This window comes from Microcoleus sp. A003_D6 (assembly GCF_036702825.1).
Taxonomy (GTDB): Bacteria; Cyanobacteriota; Cyanobacteriia; order Cyanobacteriales; family Microcoleaceae; genus Microcoleus.
In genome coordinates this window covers 1-14,150 of sequence record NZ_JAUBWA010000149.1, presented here as the reverse complement: position 1 = coordinate 14,150, position 14,150 = coordinate 1, and the positions used below count along the sequence as shown (strand labels likewise).

General features: G+C 46.9%; 12 protein-coding genes. 3 read left to right on the top strand and 9 right to left on the bottom strand.

The window, feature by feature from the left end; all coding sequences use genetic code 11:
- Positions 1–69 precede the first annotated feature (69 nt).
- The 5 genes from QUB70_RS28070 to QUB70_RS28050 form a co-directional block, all read right to left on the bottom strand.
- Complete coding sequence (locus QUB70_RS28070) at positions 70–2,691, bottom strand: ComEC/Rec2 family competence protein (RefSeq protein WP_332984846.1); 2,622 nt, start codon at positions 2,689–2,691, stop codon at positions 70–72.
- A 366-nt stretch (positions 2,692–3,057) separates the two neighbouring features.
- Complete coding sequence (locus QUB70_RS28065) at positions 3,058–3,537, bottom strand: DUF4079 domain-containing protein (protein WP_332984845.1); 480 nt, start codon at positions 3,535–3,537, stop codon at positions 3,058–3,060.
- Positions 3,538–4,230: 693 nt separating this feature from the next.
- The gene (locus QUB70_RS28060; RefSeq protein ID WP_332984844.1) at positions 4,231–4,575 is read right to left on the bottom strand and encodes a DUF1815 family protein; all 345 of its coding nucleotides are present in this window, start codon (positions 4,573–4,575) and stop codon (positions 4,231–4,233) included.
- Positions 4,576–4,895: 320 nt separating this feature from the next.
- Entirely contained in the window at positions 4,896–5,627 is a 732-nt protein-coding gene (gene radC / locus QUB70_RS28055; protein ID WP_332984843.1) for a RadC family protein, read from the bottom strand.
- Between the two features lie 121 nt (positions 5,628–5,748).
- Positions 5,749–6,294: an excalibur calcium-binding domain-containing protein gene (locus tag QUB70_RS28050; protein ID WP_332984842.1), complete on the bottom strand. Its 546-nt coding sequence runs from the start codon at positions 6,292–6,294 to the stop codon at positions 5,749–5,751.
- Positions 6,295–7,048: 754 nt separating this feature from the next.
- On the opposite strand from QUB70_RS28050, the gene iscB reads away from it, so the two are divergent.
- Complete coding sequence (gene iscB, locus QUB70_RS28045) at positions 7,049–8,323, top strand: RNA-guided endonuclease IscB (RefSeq protein WP_332984840.1); 1,275 nt, start codon at positions 7,049–7,051, stop codon at positions 8,321–8,323.
- Between the two features lie 94 nt (positions 8,324–8,417).
- Here iscB and QUB70_RS28040 read toward each other — a convergent pair whose 3' ends face one another.
- Complete coding sequence (locus QUB70_RS28040) at positions 8,418–8,660, bottom strand: hypothetical protein (protein ID WP_332984839.1); 243 nt, start codon at positions 8,658–8,660, stop codon at positions 8,418–8,420.
- Between the two features lie 236 nt (positions 8,661–8,896).
- Between QUB70_RS28040 and QUB70_RS28035 the strand changes: the two genes are divergently transcribed.
- Positions 8,897–9,913, top strand: a complete 1,017-nt coding sequence (locus tag QUB70_RS28035; protein WP_332984838.1) for a succinate dehydrogenase/fumarate reductase iron-sulfur subunit — start codon at positions 8,897–8,899, stop codon at positions 9,911–9,913.
- Positions 9,914–10,007: 94 nt separating this feature from the next.
- Positions 10,008–10,196 carry a chlorophyll a/b-binding protein gene (locus QUB70_RS28030; RefSeq protein ID WP_332984837.1) on the top strand — a complete coding sequence of 63 codons (189 nt, stop codon included), beginning with the start codon at positions 10,008–10,010 and terminating at the stop codon, positions 10,194–10,196.
- A gap of 278 nt (positions 10,197–10,474) precedes the next feature.
- On the opposite strand, the gene QUB70_RS28025 is transcribed toward QUB70_RS28030, so the two are convergent.
- The 3 genes from QUB70_RS28025 to QUB70_RS28015 form a co-directional block, all read right to left on the bottom strand.
- The gene (locus QUB70_RS28025) at positions 10,475–11,095 is read right to left on the bottom strand and encodes a pre-peptidase C-terminal domain-containing protein (RefSeq protein WP_332984836.1); all 621 of its coding nucleotides are present in this window, start codon (positions 11,093–11,095) and stop codon (positions 10,475–10,477) included.
- 182 nt (positions 11,096–11,277) lie between these two features.
- The gene (locus tag QUB70_RS28020; protein ID WP_332984835.1) at positions 11,278–12,726 is read right to left on the bottom strand and encodes a trypsin-like peptidase domain-containing protein; all 1,449 of its coding nucleotides are present in this window, start codon (positions 12,724–12,726) and stop codon (positions 11,278–11,280) included.
- Between the two features lie 111 nt (positions 12,727–12,837).
- Positions 12,838–13,962, bottom strand: coding sequence for a redoxin domain-containing protein (locus QUB70_RS28015; protein WP_332984834.1), 1,125 nt, complete (start codon positions 13,960–13,962; stop codon positions 12,838–12,840).
- Positions 13,963–14,150 lie beyond the last annotated feature (188 nt).

Sequence of the window (14,150 nt, the reverse complement as noted above, 5' to 3'; positions counted from 1 at the left end):
AAACCCTAGTAATAGGGATATTAAGACCGAAATGTCTTAAGAATCCCCGTCGCGATCGCGCGGGGAGTGTCAAAAAAAAGAAGTTTGATTTTCTTCAGATTCCAGAGTTGTCTTAAATCCCCCCGCTGGAGTCCACTGGAGGGCTCCGTCGCGCCCTGTCCAGAAAATCTGGGTTTTGCTTTGGCGCAGTTGGGCGGCGGTTTCTGGGTCGATTTCGTCGGCAGAGGCGATCGCCACTTGCGGCCTGACTGCGCCCAATAACTCCGCCGTCAGGCTTTTTCCCGACCACAACAGCACTTGAGCCGGCTTCAAGGTTCCCGTTGCTGCCAATCTCTTTGATAACATATTTTGCGCTTCCGGTGTCATTTCACCGAGGATCGACCAAGTTCGATCGCCCACCAGCAATTCTACCACCGGAATCTCCGCATTCACTAGCTGCAACCGCGTCGAACCCAGATCGACGGTACTGTTAGTTTCTAAAGGAAAGTAAACGCCTTGGCGTGATTGCACAGCCGTCATAAATTCCTGATTGCTGCCACGGTGAATTTGTTTCGGAGCGTTGTTATCATAAAATGTTTTAATTGGCAAGCGTTCTAGTAATTTTCCCCAACCACCGCTCAAACCTAAATGACCGTGAGTGGCGATCGCAAAATTCACAGAATTAACTCCTTGCTGCTGCAAAAAAGGCAACACTGTAAACCTCACGGTATTTTCATCACCGCTATTAATCAGCGCCACTTTTCCCTTATCTTGAATTACTAACACTGGTTCGCCAGATGTCGCCAGCAAAGTAACTTGAAATAAAGATGCCTGAGTGTGCCAAGCTGGCAAAACTATAATACTTATTCCCGCCGCCAGCGCCAGCGGTAAAATCCAAGCAGATGAAAAACTCGGCAGCGAAATAACTCTACTTTTCCCCTTCTTCCCTCTCACCTTTCCCTGATTTTTATTCCTTCCTACTTCCTGCTTCCCTCTTTTTTCTTCCTTCCTCCTTCTATCCGTTACATCCGCTACAGAATTCGTTGCCGAACTTCCCCCAATCCAAACCCAGCAGATTAAACTGTAAAGCGCGATTAGCTGAAACACCGATACTTGACCGACAGCTACCGAATTACCGGGCAATTGCGAGAAATATTGGGCGATCGCAATTAACCCTTTCGCCGGATAGTCCAGCAGTTGCGCTAAAACACTGCCAGCAGGCCCAAAAATCAATCCAGCTAAAGCGCTAACCATCCCTCCAATACTCAAAATCCACAGCAAAGGAGCCGCAATAATATTGACTAAAATGCTGTAAGGTGATACCACACTAAAAACGTAAAGTAGCAGCGGCAGCACCCAGACTGAAGCCGCGATTGGAACTACCACAATCGAAGCGATCGCGGGCGGCATCCAGTCCAACTTGCTCATCAGCGGGGGCGCTGTCACGACTAACCCCAAAGTAGCCAAAAAACTCAGTTGAAAACCTAAATCCCAAATCCACAAAGGGTTAACGATCAGTAAAATAGTAGCAGCGATTAACAGCAATCCCAACGGCTTAACTTCGCGGCTTAACACCAAAGCAAATAATGTGCCAAATCCCATCAATGCGGCGCGGCATATTGAAGCTTCAAAGCCTGTTAGTGCCACCAACAAAAATAAAGCGCCTACGCCAAATCCAAATTGTAACTTTTTGGAAAAACGCCTGGTTAAAGCTATAACTAAAGCCAAAACCATCGAAACTTGAGTGCCGGAAGCTGCGATCGCGTGGGCTAATCCAGCTTGCACAAAATAGTCGCGGATGTTGTAAGGTAAATCAACTGCTTGTTTGCCGAGGGCGATCGCACTAATCAAGGGCCCTTCGGGAACATTCAACTGCGATAGCTGCGATCGCACGATCCGCTGTCGCATCGCTTGAATTTTCGATGGCTGCATCCCGCTTGACTCCCAGAAAGCAGCCGTTTGGCTGTTAACTCGATTTACATCCGCGATCGCATTTTCTCTGTTCCAATCAATTTGACGGCCTTTGAGCCCTGCAAAAGCCCCCTCTCGGGCTAAATATGCTTGAAAATCAAAAGCCCCCGGATTCGACGGCGGCTGCGGTTTGTAAAGCGATCCCACAACTGCGATCGTATTGTCGGCGTACAAACCCGTTGCTTGCAGCAGCGGCACTGTAACGTAGAGTTTGCCGGATACTGGGCGGTTGACAACTGATCCTCCCTCGCCACCGTTTATTTCGCTAACTAAATCTGTTTCTAGCCAAAATTGCGATCGCCCCGATCGAGTCAATCGCGGCGTACTGACAACTCTACCGCGAACTGTCACCGCCACTTCTTGAGTGTTCCCAACCGCCGGAATCAGTTTGCTGATGTCATCTATTGCCGGTTGGGGCGATCGAACTGCAAAATAAACGCTAGCTAAAAAGGCAACCAAACCCGCAACTGCCCACACCCACTTCGATCTCGGCAGCATCTCCCACAAACTCAATTCTTCCCTCGCATTTAAGGGTTCTTCAATAGCATTTTCTTTTTTTCTGCTGCGTCTTTTTTTTGTAACTTTGACAGAATTTCGAGCAAATTTTCGCAACAATTTCGGCACAGCGACGGAGGCGGCTATTCCCAAAGTAAGTATCCCGTATTTACCCCAAGAAACCGCTGTAGAAATCAATCCCAAAATGTAGGCCAGACAGAAAATGACACCCGTTGCTTGATTCATTAATTAGTATTTTAGAGGGGGAATATTTCAGGGAAACCGATGCGGGACTTATGCACTCCTTACCAAAAAAACCGGGTTTTTCAACCGGAGTATACAAGCTAAACGCCGTGAATTTGGGTAAAAAACCAGGTTTCTGGCTAAGAGTGCGTAAGTTATAGCAAAATTTCTTTCCTTACCAGAAAGAATTGGTTTAAAGCCCTCCCCGATCGGGAGAAATTAAAAGAAGATTATTCATTACTTCAATCCTCTTCCTTCCAGGTAGAGGTCGCTATCCCAGGTCAACTGTCAACTGTCAACTGTCAACTGTCAACTGTCAACTGTCAACTGTCAACTGAAATTCTTTCCCTTCCCCTTCCTCTTCCTCTTCTAAATAGACAGCCCCAATTTTAAACCGAAAGCCGCGTGCAACACCATAAGTGCTAAAGCCGTCGTGCCTAAATAAGCGTGAACCGCTCGCAGTGCTAGCTTATTGCCCCCAAAACCCGTTAGCGAAATCAAGCTGCCAACAGCCAGCAAAACCAGCACTGCCGAACCTGTCCAAAAATGCGGGCTTTCCATGACTGGCTGGTGCTGCATCACCAGCGACAGCAAGCCGCCTGTATAGCCCAAAGCTAGAAACAGAAACATCCACGGTGCAAGCTTGCGGTGATCCGATCCACTTTTTAGTGCGATATCTTTATCGGTGGCCAAACGTCCCTGCCATCCCGTATACCCGACAAAACTGCCCATCGCCACCACCACGATCCCCATCATTACAGGGTGTCCCCAATGGGTAATCGGTTCGGGAATTCCCAGACTGCGAAATTGACTGGCGATGGGTTCTAGAAGTTCGCTTAAATTTACCATTTGCTTGAGATTCCTAACTTCGCGATAAATATTTTCAGAGCAATCATTAAAATATTATAAAATATGAGTGTAGCAACTGCGATCGTACACTTCAAAGAGCCGTTTAACCTAACAGCAAAACATTGCCCAGAAGCCTAGATTTACACAAAACTTAGCCGGCTAAAGCCGGCTGTGAGATTTTTACAGCAATGATGCTGTTTCAAGTTAATTGTTAGCTTTATTGGCTAAATCGAAAAGCAAAAATAAATGCAATTCGCCCGCACCTCACACCCCGGGGCTGCCTTTCGCCCAATCTTCACAGCCTCATTTTCACTCTGGATGTTAAATTTTACCTGCTTACTCAAAGTTAATTTTAATTCCTTGACTTTTGAATGCCAAAGGGGAAAATTAACTTCGCAGCCGACGAGCAGTAAGTAGCACTTCCAGATTTTGCCCATGACTCTCAAGGGAGAATCAACTGCTGCGAAAAACTAAAGGTTCTAAGTTTGACACTTTTTGCATGAACTATGCCGTCTGACAGATGAGCGTTCGATCGACTGAGTGCTAGACTCAGCTTCTGAAAGCACCCTTGTCTGTTGAGCTGCCATCGCTGTGCACCTAGATGAACTCTCTCAACTAAAGGAGCTGGGGATTCGGTTGCAGCATCTGAGCACCGACTTTCTGAAAGTCGCCTTCGGAGGAACCGTGCAATCGCTAAACTCGCTGCGCCGTCGTTAAAGTAGCTTCCGAAGGTTGGATTTGATACTTTACGAGATTTGCCAGTTCTTGTAACTGACTGATAGCTTCTGCACCTTCGAGTTTCATCAGTTCGCGGTCGTCCCGCATCTCAGTCCAAGTGATGCCATAATCTGAAACTAAAAATCGAATTAGATGGTTGTCCGTCAAACTGACCATAAATGAGGCACTGTTCATCTGGCCGCCGCAAGTGTAGCAGGATGCCAGATAACCCCTACGCTCTAGCACGATCGCTAAAGCTTGGAGGTTCATTACCAAATCTTGGACGAATTTACGGTGTTGTTCTGCAAGTCTCAGAAACACGTTCTCCTCCTATCACCACACCGTTTCTTTTAGTTCCCACTTAAGAATTTCTTAATAACTGGGTATTTATTTAGGTGCTGGTTCAGTATACGTTTAGTATGCTTAAAAAAAATCGGATTAGCGACCTCTTCAGCCTACCTATAATAGATTAACCGAGTTGCGCTAGAAACTAAGTATCAGCAGCGACATTCAGCCAAAACACGCTCTCGCTGGGGACTCCAGCCTGACAATTAGCCTGCTGTCACGGCTGATTCAGCCGTTGGAGAGCCCAAAGATACAAATAACTAATGACAGCCATCACATTAGTTAAGCATAAGAGTTCAATCCCCCTGGGGATACTCGTCCCAAAGCGTCGTCGTCTGCCGCAAGCTCCGAAACTCGCCATTCCCTAAAATCAAGTGATCCAGCAGCGGAATAGACAAAAACTGCGCTCCCGCCAGCAACTGTCGCGTCAAAGCAATATCCTCCGGGCTAGGCTCCACACTCCCCGATGGGTGATTGTGCGAGATAATGGCCCGCGTCGCCCCCTGGCGGATCACCTCGCGAAAAATATCCCGTGGGTGAGCCAAAGTTTCCGTTGCTGTGCCGATCGTAATTACCTGAGTTCCCAGAAGCCGATTTTTCACATCCAGCAGCACCACAGCAAAGCGCTCCTGAGACTGCCACATCAAATCCTGACTCAGCGCATCCGCCGCCGCTTGCGGAGAGTCAACCACCGCCATATCCGGCGGCCGCGACTGAAACACCCGCTTCCCCAACTCCACCGCAGCCAAAATCGAAGTTGCCTTAGCAGGGCCGATCCCGTGAATCTGCGTCAACTCCTGAACGCTAATAGTGCGTAGCACAGCCAGAGGATCGCGCGAATGCAAACTCAACTGGTTTAAAATATACTGTCCGAGTCCGACGGCGGAAAGTTTGCCGGGCCCCTGACCGGTACCCAGGAGAATCGCAATCAATTCCGCAGTCGCCAAACTTTTCGGGCCACCCGCCATCAGTCGTTCCCGCGGCCGTTCACTCGTTGGCAAATCGACAATTCTCAAGCTGTAAGTCATAGCTGCACCCGCACCGCAAGCTCAACAATTACACAAGTTTAGCCGATCGATCTGCGTTCTTCAATTGGTACAATCACCGAAAAAATCCAAAGCATTAACCGAGGTTTTTGGCAGAGTAAATCTAAGGCAATGTTTCGCAAGCGATCGAGTCTTTATCTCGATCGAGCTTAAACGGATCGCCCGGATATGCCTCTAAAACTCGCTGCGCTTGGGCTTGAGTCGCAAAATCAGAACAGTTGCAATCCGAGTTAACGCAACTCGGAAAATCGGCACTTTTAACCTTGGGTTCAGAAGACTCGTAAATAACTTTCTTGATATCTGTCTTTGGCTGCTGTGTATCAAGAGCTATCTCTGCGGTTCTTTCGACAGATTTAACTGAAGATGACAATTTGCGATCGGGCTCTGGTTTGGCAAGTGCAGGTGTCTCCGCTAAGCCAAGTTTCGGTGTTGATAATATTGTCTTGACAGTCTCCGGCTTGGGTGTCTGCACTACCGAAAGCGGTGACGGCTTAGCGGCTTGAGATGATACTAGCGGATCGCTTGGGGCCGGAAGCGCCATTGAAACTTCCTGAGACGGAGGAGATGCGGTGACGCCAACAAGTACAAACGAAGCCGCCATCAACCCGCCGTACATCGCGACCGATCGCTTGCGGGTTGGTGCGGCCACCCATTTCGGATTAACAATACCCAGAAAGAAGGCAGGGATCGACAATAGAAAGCTTAAGACGAAAAAATTAAACATAGCGACCTTTACCAGTAAAAAATAGAAGTAGTCCAGGACGCAGAAACCGGGTTTTTTTTACCAAAATACGAGGTGAAGCACGAAGGATATCTGTTTAAAAAACCCGATTTCTTTAATTTCTGTGCGTAAGTCCTGAGAAGTGAACTTCCTTCTTTATCGGTAGACCCAATCCCAAATCCCTATGATTTACAAAGTAGAACGCTGGATATCCTAAGCGGGTGAAACCCGGCTGATGAGTGTATTTCTCGTTACTAAACCCGCGACTTTTTCCTACAGTTCGCGATCGCACTCCGACGCCCAGAAACCGTGGTTTTTAATTGCAGTAAATGAGTAGAACCAAGTATTTTTCTTAAAAAACTAAGTTTCTCGCCCCAACCGGGCGTAAGTCCTGGTAAAATTTCTCGTAACGCTGCCATAAAAGTAAGGAACCCCACGCTTAAAAGCGGGGGCTTTTAGGAAGTCCGGCTCGTTTCGAGCGGTTCGAGAAGAAAGCCCAAACCTTACCAGAGACAGGATTAGACCTACGTTTTTAGAGTCATGATACCGGAGAATGCGTCGCTAGTTTTCCGCTCTATCGCTAAAGGTTAAACAGGCTTAACGGGGGTTAAACCAGTGCTTTTGGCATAACAAGCTCATAAAACATTCTCGAAGCGAACTTTACCCAGCAATGGAGGACTTTATGTCTAATTTCATTTTTGTGCTTGATACCCACAAACGACCGCTCAATCCAATCCGCCCAGGGATGGCTCGTAAATTGTTAACCACTGGCAAAGCTGCTGTTTTCAAAAAATATCCATTCACGATAATTCTCAAGGTAGAGATAGTAGAACCACAGGAGCCAATCACTATCAAGTTAGACCCTGGCTCCAAAACTACGGGAATTGCATTAGTCCAAGGAAAAAATGTAATCTTTGGTGCAGAATTAACTCATCGAGGTCAGTCAATTAAAGCCAGTTTGGAGTCTCGCCGTTCACTGCGTAAAGGCAGGAGAAGTCGCCATACTCGTTATCGAAAAGCAAGGTTTCTAAATAGAATTCGTCCTAAAAAATGGCTAGCTCCAAGTCTACAGCATCGTGTCGAAACAACCCTGACATGGGTAACTAAGTTGATAAAAATTGCGCCAATTACTTCTGTTGTTCAAGAGCTTGTGCGATTCGACTTACAACAACTAGAAAACCCAGAAATTAGCGGAGTGGAGTACCAGCAAGGTGTCTTATGTGGCTACGAGATCCGCGAATATTTGCTGAACAAATGGGATAGAACGTGCGCTTACTGTGGGGTTACGAATACACCATTACAAGTCGAACATATTCATCCCAAAGCTAAGGGGGGTTCTAATCGCATTTCTAATCTTTGCCTTGCTTGCGAGAATTGTAATATTCGTAAGGGAACTCAAAACATTGAGCAATTCCTATCTAAGAAGCCAGATATTTTGAAGAAGATTCTATCTCAAGCAAAACGTCCTTTAAAAGATGCAACAGCAGTCAATTCAACTCGCTGGGCGTTATTTAATCGGCTCCACCTGACTGGCTTACCAGTTTCTACTGGTAGCGGTGGCTTAACAAAATTCAATCGCACTCGATTGCAGCTACCCAAATCTCACTGGTTAGATGCTGCCTGTGTAGGCAAAGTCGAAGATTTGAAAGTGCTAACTCTGCAACCGCTACTGATTAAAGCGGCAGGACACGGTACGCGACAGATGTGTGGCACAGATAAATTTGGTTTTCCAATTCGACACAGGTCGAAAAAACAAATCCATTTCGGTTTTCAAACTGGCGATATTATCAACGCATCTGTCACCGCCGGCAAAAAAGTTGGTTCTTATATCGGACGAATCCTTTGCCGTGCATCTGGTTCGTTCGACATCGCCACAATGAAGGGAAGAATAGCAGGAATTAGTCATAAATATTGTAAATCTATTCACAAAAAAGATGGCTATTCCTATGGATTCTAATTCAAGGCGACTGAAGTCGCAGCCGCGTTCCTCCCCATGTCTAAAGCCAGGGGCTTCTCGCTCGTTTTTTGGTGAGATGCATACCCAGCTACGTTCAGCGTAAAGGTGCGCTTACCCTAAATTCTGCCAATTCTGTTGAGGCCAGCAGCCCCGAGGAAACTGGTTGCGGCGGCTTAGGTGCTGTAACCCCAAGTAAAACGAACGAAACTGCCATCAACCCGCCGTACAAGGCAGCCGATCGCTTGCGAGTTCCCTGTCCCACCCATTGAGGATTTAGCAGACCCAGACAAAAGGCCGGCGTTGAAAACATGAAAGTTAATACAAACAAGCTGGACATCAGGCACCTCCGACTCGCAAATTGCAGCGATCGATTACTTTTCTCTTCTATTAACATCTCAAAAAATCCGCTTAAAAAAGTTACAATTTAGGATTTATGACTTGCGACTTAGTGCCTTTGAGCGAGCAATAATAAAAACTGGTTAAATCTCTTACTTTAGGTAGTTGTTAAAAAATAGCTTTCTATGGAAGCAGAAAATTCAGCTTAAAATAGATACTAAATTCCTCAGTCAAAATATGCAAGTCCGCTTTAACGTAGTCCGCCAAAATCAAAACGAGGCTCCCCGCGTTCACGCTTACACCCTAGACGTGGATGAGAGCAATACCATCCTCGACTGCCTCAACAGCATCAAGTGGGAACAGGACGGCACTTTAGCTTTTCGCAAAAATTGCCGCAATACAATTTGCGGCAGTTGTTCTATGCGGATTAACGGCCGATCGGCATTAGCTTGCAAAGAAAATGTCGGCAGCGAACTCGCCAGACTGCAAAAAATAGCCCATGCCAGCTCAGCAGAAAAGCCGATCGACTTTATCCCAGAAATTACTGTCGCCCCAATGGGAAATATGCCGGTAATTAAAGATTTGGTTGTTGACATGACGAGTTTTTGGGACAACCTCGAAGCAGTTGAACCCTATGTCAGTACCGCCTCGCGAGCAATTCCCGAACGGGAATTTCTGCAAACTCCAGAAGAGCGATCGAAACTCGACCAAACCGGCAACTGCATCCTCTGCGGCGCCTGCTATTCTGAGTGCAACGCCCGCGAAGTCAACCCGGAATTTGTCGGCCCCCACGCCCTCGCCAAAGCTTACCGCACGATCGCCGACTCCCGCGACAGCGAAACCGAAAATCGGCTCGAAAAATACAACGAAGGCACCGCAGGCGTCTGGGGATGCACGCGCTGTTACTACTGCAACTCGGTTTGTCCGATGGAAGTTGCGCCGATGGATCAAATTGGTAAGATTAAACAAGAGATTCTCGATCGCAAAGACGACCAAGCCAGCCGATCGATCCGCCACCGCAAAGTCTTAATCGATCTCGTCAAAGAAGGCGGCTGGATAGATGAGCGCAAATTTGGCATCGAAGTAGTAGGAAACTACTTCCGCGACGTTAAAGGTTTGCTGAGTCTGGGCCCGTTGGGTTTGAGAATGATCGCTCGCGGCAAGTTCCCGCTGTTTTTTGAGCCTTCAGAAGGTACTGAAACCGTGCGAAATCTGATCGAATCGGTTCAAAGTTTAGAAAAGTCAGCAGATTAGCGATCGGCTGTCATTTCTCTTGTAAATTAGAAGTTGTGCGATCGCAAAGCTTCCCAAAAGTCACTACTCAAAACTCAAAACTCAAAACTTTTAAATGACTGCTAAAACTCCTCCATCACCAAAACCGACAGCCCCAAATACCCCAAAACCAGAACCAGCCTTTGGGTGGAATGCCTATGCAGAACAAATCAACGGACGATTTGCGATGGTGGGATTCGTGGGACTTTTGCTGCTAGAATTCTTCACCCGCCAGGATTTTTTTACCTGGCTGGGTCTGCGTTAAATTAATCAAAATCAAGAATGGAAGTTGAAAATTTATCGCTCTTTCAGCTTCCATTCTACCTTTAAGAGTTATTTAAAATCGCTCTTTCAGCTTCCATTCTACTTTTAAGAGTTATTTAAAATAGAGTTTATAAAATTAAAAGTACAAGATTATAACATTTATAGTGGCATACAAACATATGAATTTACCAAAGTGGATAGTAGTTGCTTGTAGTGCGATCGTCCTATAATTATCGGGACACGGCATTGCCGTGTCCTGACTCGGAAGTTTCGTTCAGACTAATTTCCAGTTGTTTCGCGGACGGTCAAACTGTACTTGCCTCTACCTTTTGGAGGCGGATCGTAAGCATTGACAATGACGCGGTAGCGACCGTTCGCAGACAAGGTAACAGTAAGCTCAGAATTGGAATTTTGCTGCGTGGCATCATCATTTTCTGCAAGTAGCTCGCCCTGGGAGTTGAAAATAGCGAGATAAGTATCAAACTCGCTACTTTCTACGGTAACAAGCACTTTCTGACCCTGAGTGCCTTCAAAGGTATACTCGTCGTACAAACTGCTGTCCGAGGGCAGTACAGAAGACTTAGCAGGGGTGAGTTCTCCGTTTTGCTCTAAAATGACTTTAGACGAGCCCCCAGCAGGACTCGGCGAAGGTTGTACTGTTGGGCTCTGAGTTGGCGAACTCTGTGGAGATGGCGACGGCTTGGGGCTTGCTTGAGCTAAAACAGCCTTGCCAGCCAGCGTGGCATCAGGTGAATTTTGAGGAAATTCTGCTGAAATTAGAGTGGAACTGCTGTTAGCAACTCCACTTGAATTTGAAAGTGGCAGGGAGAGAGTCGGTTTGCCATAAAAAGTAGCTAGTAGAGCAATTGGCGCGATCGCCCAAAATCTAACTTGACGCATGAATTACCTCGATTTGCAAAGAAGAAAGAAGTTCGGCAACGGATTCTGTAACGGATTTAACGGATGGAAGAAGGAAGTTCGGCAACGGATTCTGTAACGGATTTAATGAATGCACGGAAGCAGGAAGCACAATAATTCGACCAATTCCCAATTCCCAATTACCCATTACCAATTACCCATTTTCAACGGACAGTTAGAGTGTAACGACCCCGACCCGAAGCATCATAAGCATTGACAATTACGCGATAGCGACCCGTAGCGGGCAAAGTAACGGTGAGAAACGAATTTTTAGTGGAATCGCTCGCATCGTCATTTTCTGCCACTAATCGGCCGTTAGGGCCAAAGATAGCCACATAGGGATCGAAATCTGTACTTTCGAGGGAAATGGCTACAGACTGACCCGATCGACCTTCAAAAGTATACTCGCGATACAGACTGTTGTCAGACGGCAATACTGGGCCGCCTGCGGCTAAAGCGCCTTCTTCTTCCAAAATCGCCCGAGAAGGCTCGGTAGGAGCACTCGCTTTCAGTTCTAACGTATAAGCCCCCGACTGCCTAGCTTCGTAGGAATTTGCCACTAACGTGTAAGTCCCGTCTGCTGGCAGCCTGACTCTAATTCTGGCGTCTTTACTGCCGGCCCCGTCGTCATCTTGAGCGATTTCGCGCTGGTTGGGGCCGAGCAAAATTAAATAAGCATCGATCTCTTGACTTTTCATTTCTATTGTGATTTCCTGGCCCGCTTTTCCCTCAAAGGAGTAGAGGTCAAAAAAGCTGTTGTCGGTGGGCAGAACGCTAGACTTGTCGGTGAGTTTACCGCTGACGGCGGGCCCGTTTAACGGAACTTTTTCAGGTGATTTGTTGCCAAAGGGCGATCGGGCTTGAGCCACGCGGGGAGCTCGCCCTTCTCGCACCGCTGTCAGGAAAGCGGGTACTTTGTCTGCTGAAATTGCAAAACCGATACCGATACTGCCTCCGCCCCGACCGCGAGTAAAAATAGAAGTATTGACGCCGATTAATTCTCCTGAACTGTTGAGCAGCGGCCCTCCAGAATTGCCGGGATTGATGGCGGCGTCAGTTTGAATTAAGCCCTGCTGCAAGTCGATGCGGCTGACGATTCCGACTGTAAAAGTACCTTGAAATTGACCGAATGGATTGCCGATCGCAAATGCTTGTTGCCCGACTTTCACCGAACCTGGGGGGGCTAAAGGAATTGTGGGCAAATTGTTTTGATTGCGAATCTTAACCACGGCTAAGTCTAGACCTTCTTCGCCGAATCCGACGACATCGGCGACAAGTTTTCTGCCGTCTGACAAAATGATATTGACGGTACCGCCGGCGGACACAACGTGGGCGTTGGTTAAAACCATGCCGTCGGGGCTGATAATTGTGCCGCTGCCGTTAGATTTATCTGTATCGACGGTAACAACGGCCGGACTGGCCTTTTCGTAGACCCGAATATTGGTTTGTTCTTCGACATTTTGGGCGATCGCACCTTGTCCGTGCACCGAGTTAAATTCCGTTAAATCTGCCTCCGACGCTCCAAGGGGCGCCGTAACAACCGCAGCAGCGCTGGCTGCAACCCCAACCGTTAAAATTCCCGATACTGCTAAACTTAGAAGTTTGAAATTCATGGCGATCGATTTTAGTATTTAGCGATCGGTAGCTAGTAATTAGGTTTGGTCGCTAACTGCTAACTACCTCCTGTAATTATTTTAGGACTTGTACAACGGTAGTGACATTCCTCACGCAGGTTCTCCAATTCGGGAATCGGAATCAGCAGCAACATACTTGAAATTAGCTTTCCGCACCTCGGCATCCTCCTCGCCGTAGAAAAATGACAGCAAAGCAAAACGCTGGCCGCTAATCATCGAAGTCGCTTCGTGCAGCAAAGAACACGAAAAAATAATCGCCGTCCCAGAATCGCCTTTATAAGCGTGCGGCGCGTACTCTGGAAACCGTAAAAATCCCCCCGTGTACTCCCCCACATTCAAGTTTAGCGTCATCGCAAACCGGCGGTGCAAAGTACCTTTGCTCGTATTGTCGCGGTGAGGCTGAAAATAACCGCCACTCTCGGCATCGTAACAACTTATCAAATACCGTTCAAACCTGGTAATTGTAAATTGGAAAGCTTTTTCTACTTCCGGCCGCACCCGGCGGAAAATAATCGCACTCAATTGTCGCTGCAATTCCGGGTCTTTAATAAAGAAATCTCGGCGTTTCTTAAAATTATCGTCGTGCAGGCCAACAGTTTTCCCCTCTATTTGCCTCATAAAGCCCGATGGACTGCCACCGTCAGCTTTGTAAATATCGATCAAACTACGGCAAAAAACTTTGTCCAAAACGTTAGGAATTACCAGCACCGGGGCGTGGCGAGTGGCTGCTCGGGCTTCCTCTATTGGGGGCAAATTTTTAATAAAATCCAATACTTGCCGGGCGTGTTGGTGCGGTTCGGCGATCGGGAAAATATTAATTATTTGCAGGTTTTCGTTGAGAACAAAAGTTTGGGGTGCATAATGAACTCCAACAGTTCCATTTTGTTCTACATCTCGGCAAACGCCGTACTGGTGGCTAACTGTTTTATCCAAGTCCCAAAAAAAGATGAATGACGCAGCAATTGTTGTCAGTCTGTTTTGTTCTTTGTCTGCTGCATCAACGCTCACTCCGAACCGCGGTACTTGCAAGATTTGGAATTCTTCTGAAAGCTCTTGAAAGCTTTTGAGGATAACTTGGATTTGTTCAAAAGCTGCGCTGCCAAAGAAAAACAGCACGACTCGCCGACCGCCAACGGTCTGGAAATGAAATAAGGGGTTATTTGTAGAAGGAACGGAAAACCAGGGAGCCGGATCTCCTATTTCAAGTAATGGCATCTTACTGATTTAAGATTTGGGATTTTATATTTAGATTATTATGCTGTCGATTAGTTCCACTGGTTCGGTATGTTAAGATTGTTTATTTATACAAAAATTAGCTTGTATGGCTCTCCTGAACTTGTGGTGATAATTTTATCTAATCAGAAAAACAAGCTAATACGCGATTTCTGAAATTATTAAAATTA

Bases quoted from the DNA above. Each gene is read 5' to 3' on its own strand.
- QUB70_RS28020 (WP_332984835.1), bottom strand. From the start codon at position 12,726: ATGAATTTCAAACTTCTAAGTTTAGCAGTATCGGGAATTTTAACGGTT.
- radC (WP_332984843.1), bottom strand. From the start codon at position 5,627: ATGACTTACAGCTTGAGAATTGTCGATTTGCCAACGAGTGAACGGCCG.
- QUB70_RS28040 (WP_332984839.1), bottom strand. From the start codon at position 8,660: ATGTCCAGCTTGTTTGTATTAACTTTCATGTTTTCAACGCCGGCCTTT.
- QUB70_RS28030 (WP_332984837.1), top strand. From the start codon at position 10,008: ATGACTGCTAAAACTCCTCCATCACCAAAACCGACAGCCCCAAATACC.
- QUB70_RS28035 (WP_332984838.1), top strand. From the start codon at position 8,897: ATGCAAGTCCGCTTTAACGTAGTCCGCCAAAATCAAAACGAGGCTCCC.
- QUB70_RS28015 (WP_332984834.1), bottom strand. From the start codon at position 13,962: ATGCCATTACTTGAAATAGGAGATCCGGCTCCCTGGTTTTCCGTTCCT.
- QUB70_RS28065 (WP_332984845.1), bottom strand. From the start codon at position 3,537: ATGGTAAATTTAAGCGAACTTCTAGAACCCATCGCCAGTCAATTTCGC.
- iscB (WP_332984840.1), top strand. From the start codon at position 7,049: ATGTCTAATTTCATTTTTGTGCTTGATACCCACAAACGACCGCTCAAT.
- QUB70_RS28070 (WP_332984846.1), bottom strand. From the start codon at position 2,691: ATGAATCAAGCAACGGGTGTCATTTTCTGTCTGGCCTACATTTTGGGA.
- QUB70_RS28025 (WP_332984836.1), bottom strand. From the start codon at position 11,095: ATGCGTCAAGTTAGATTTTGGGCGATCGCGCCAATTGCTCTACTAGCT.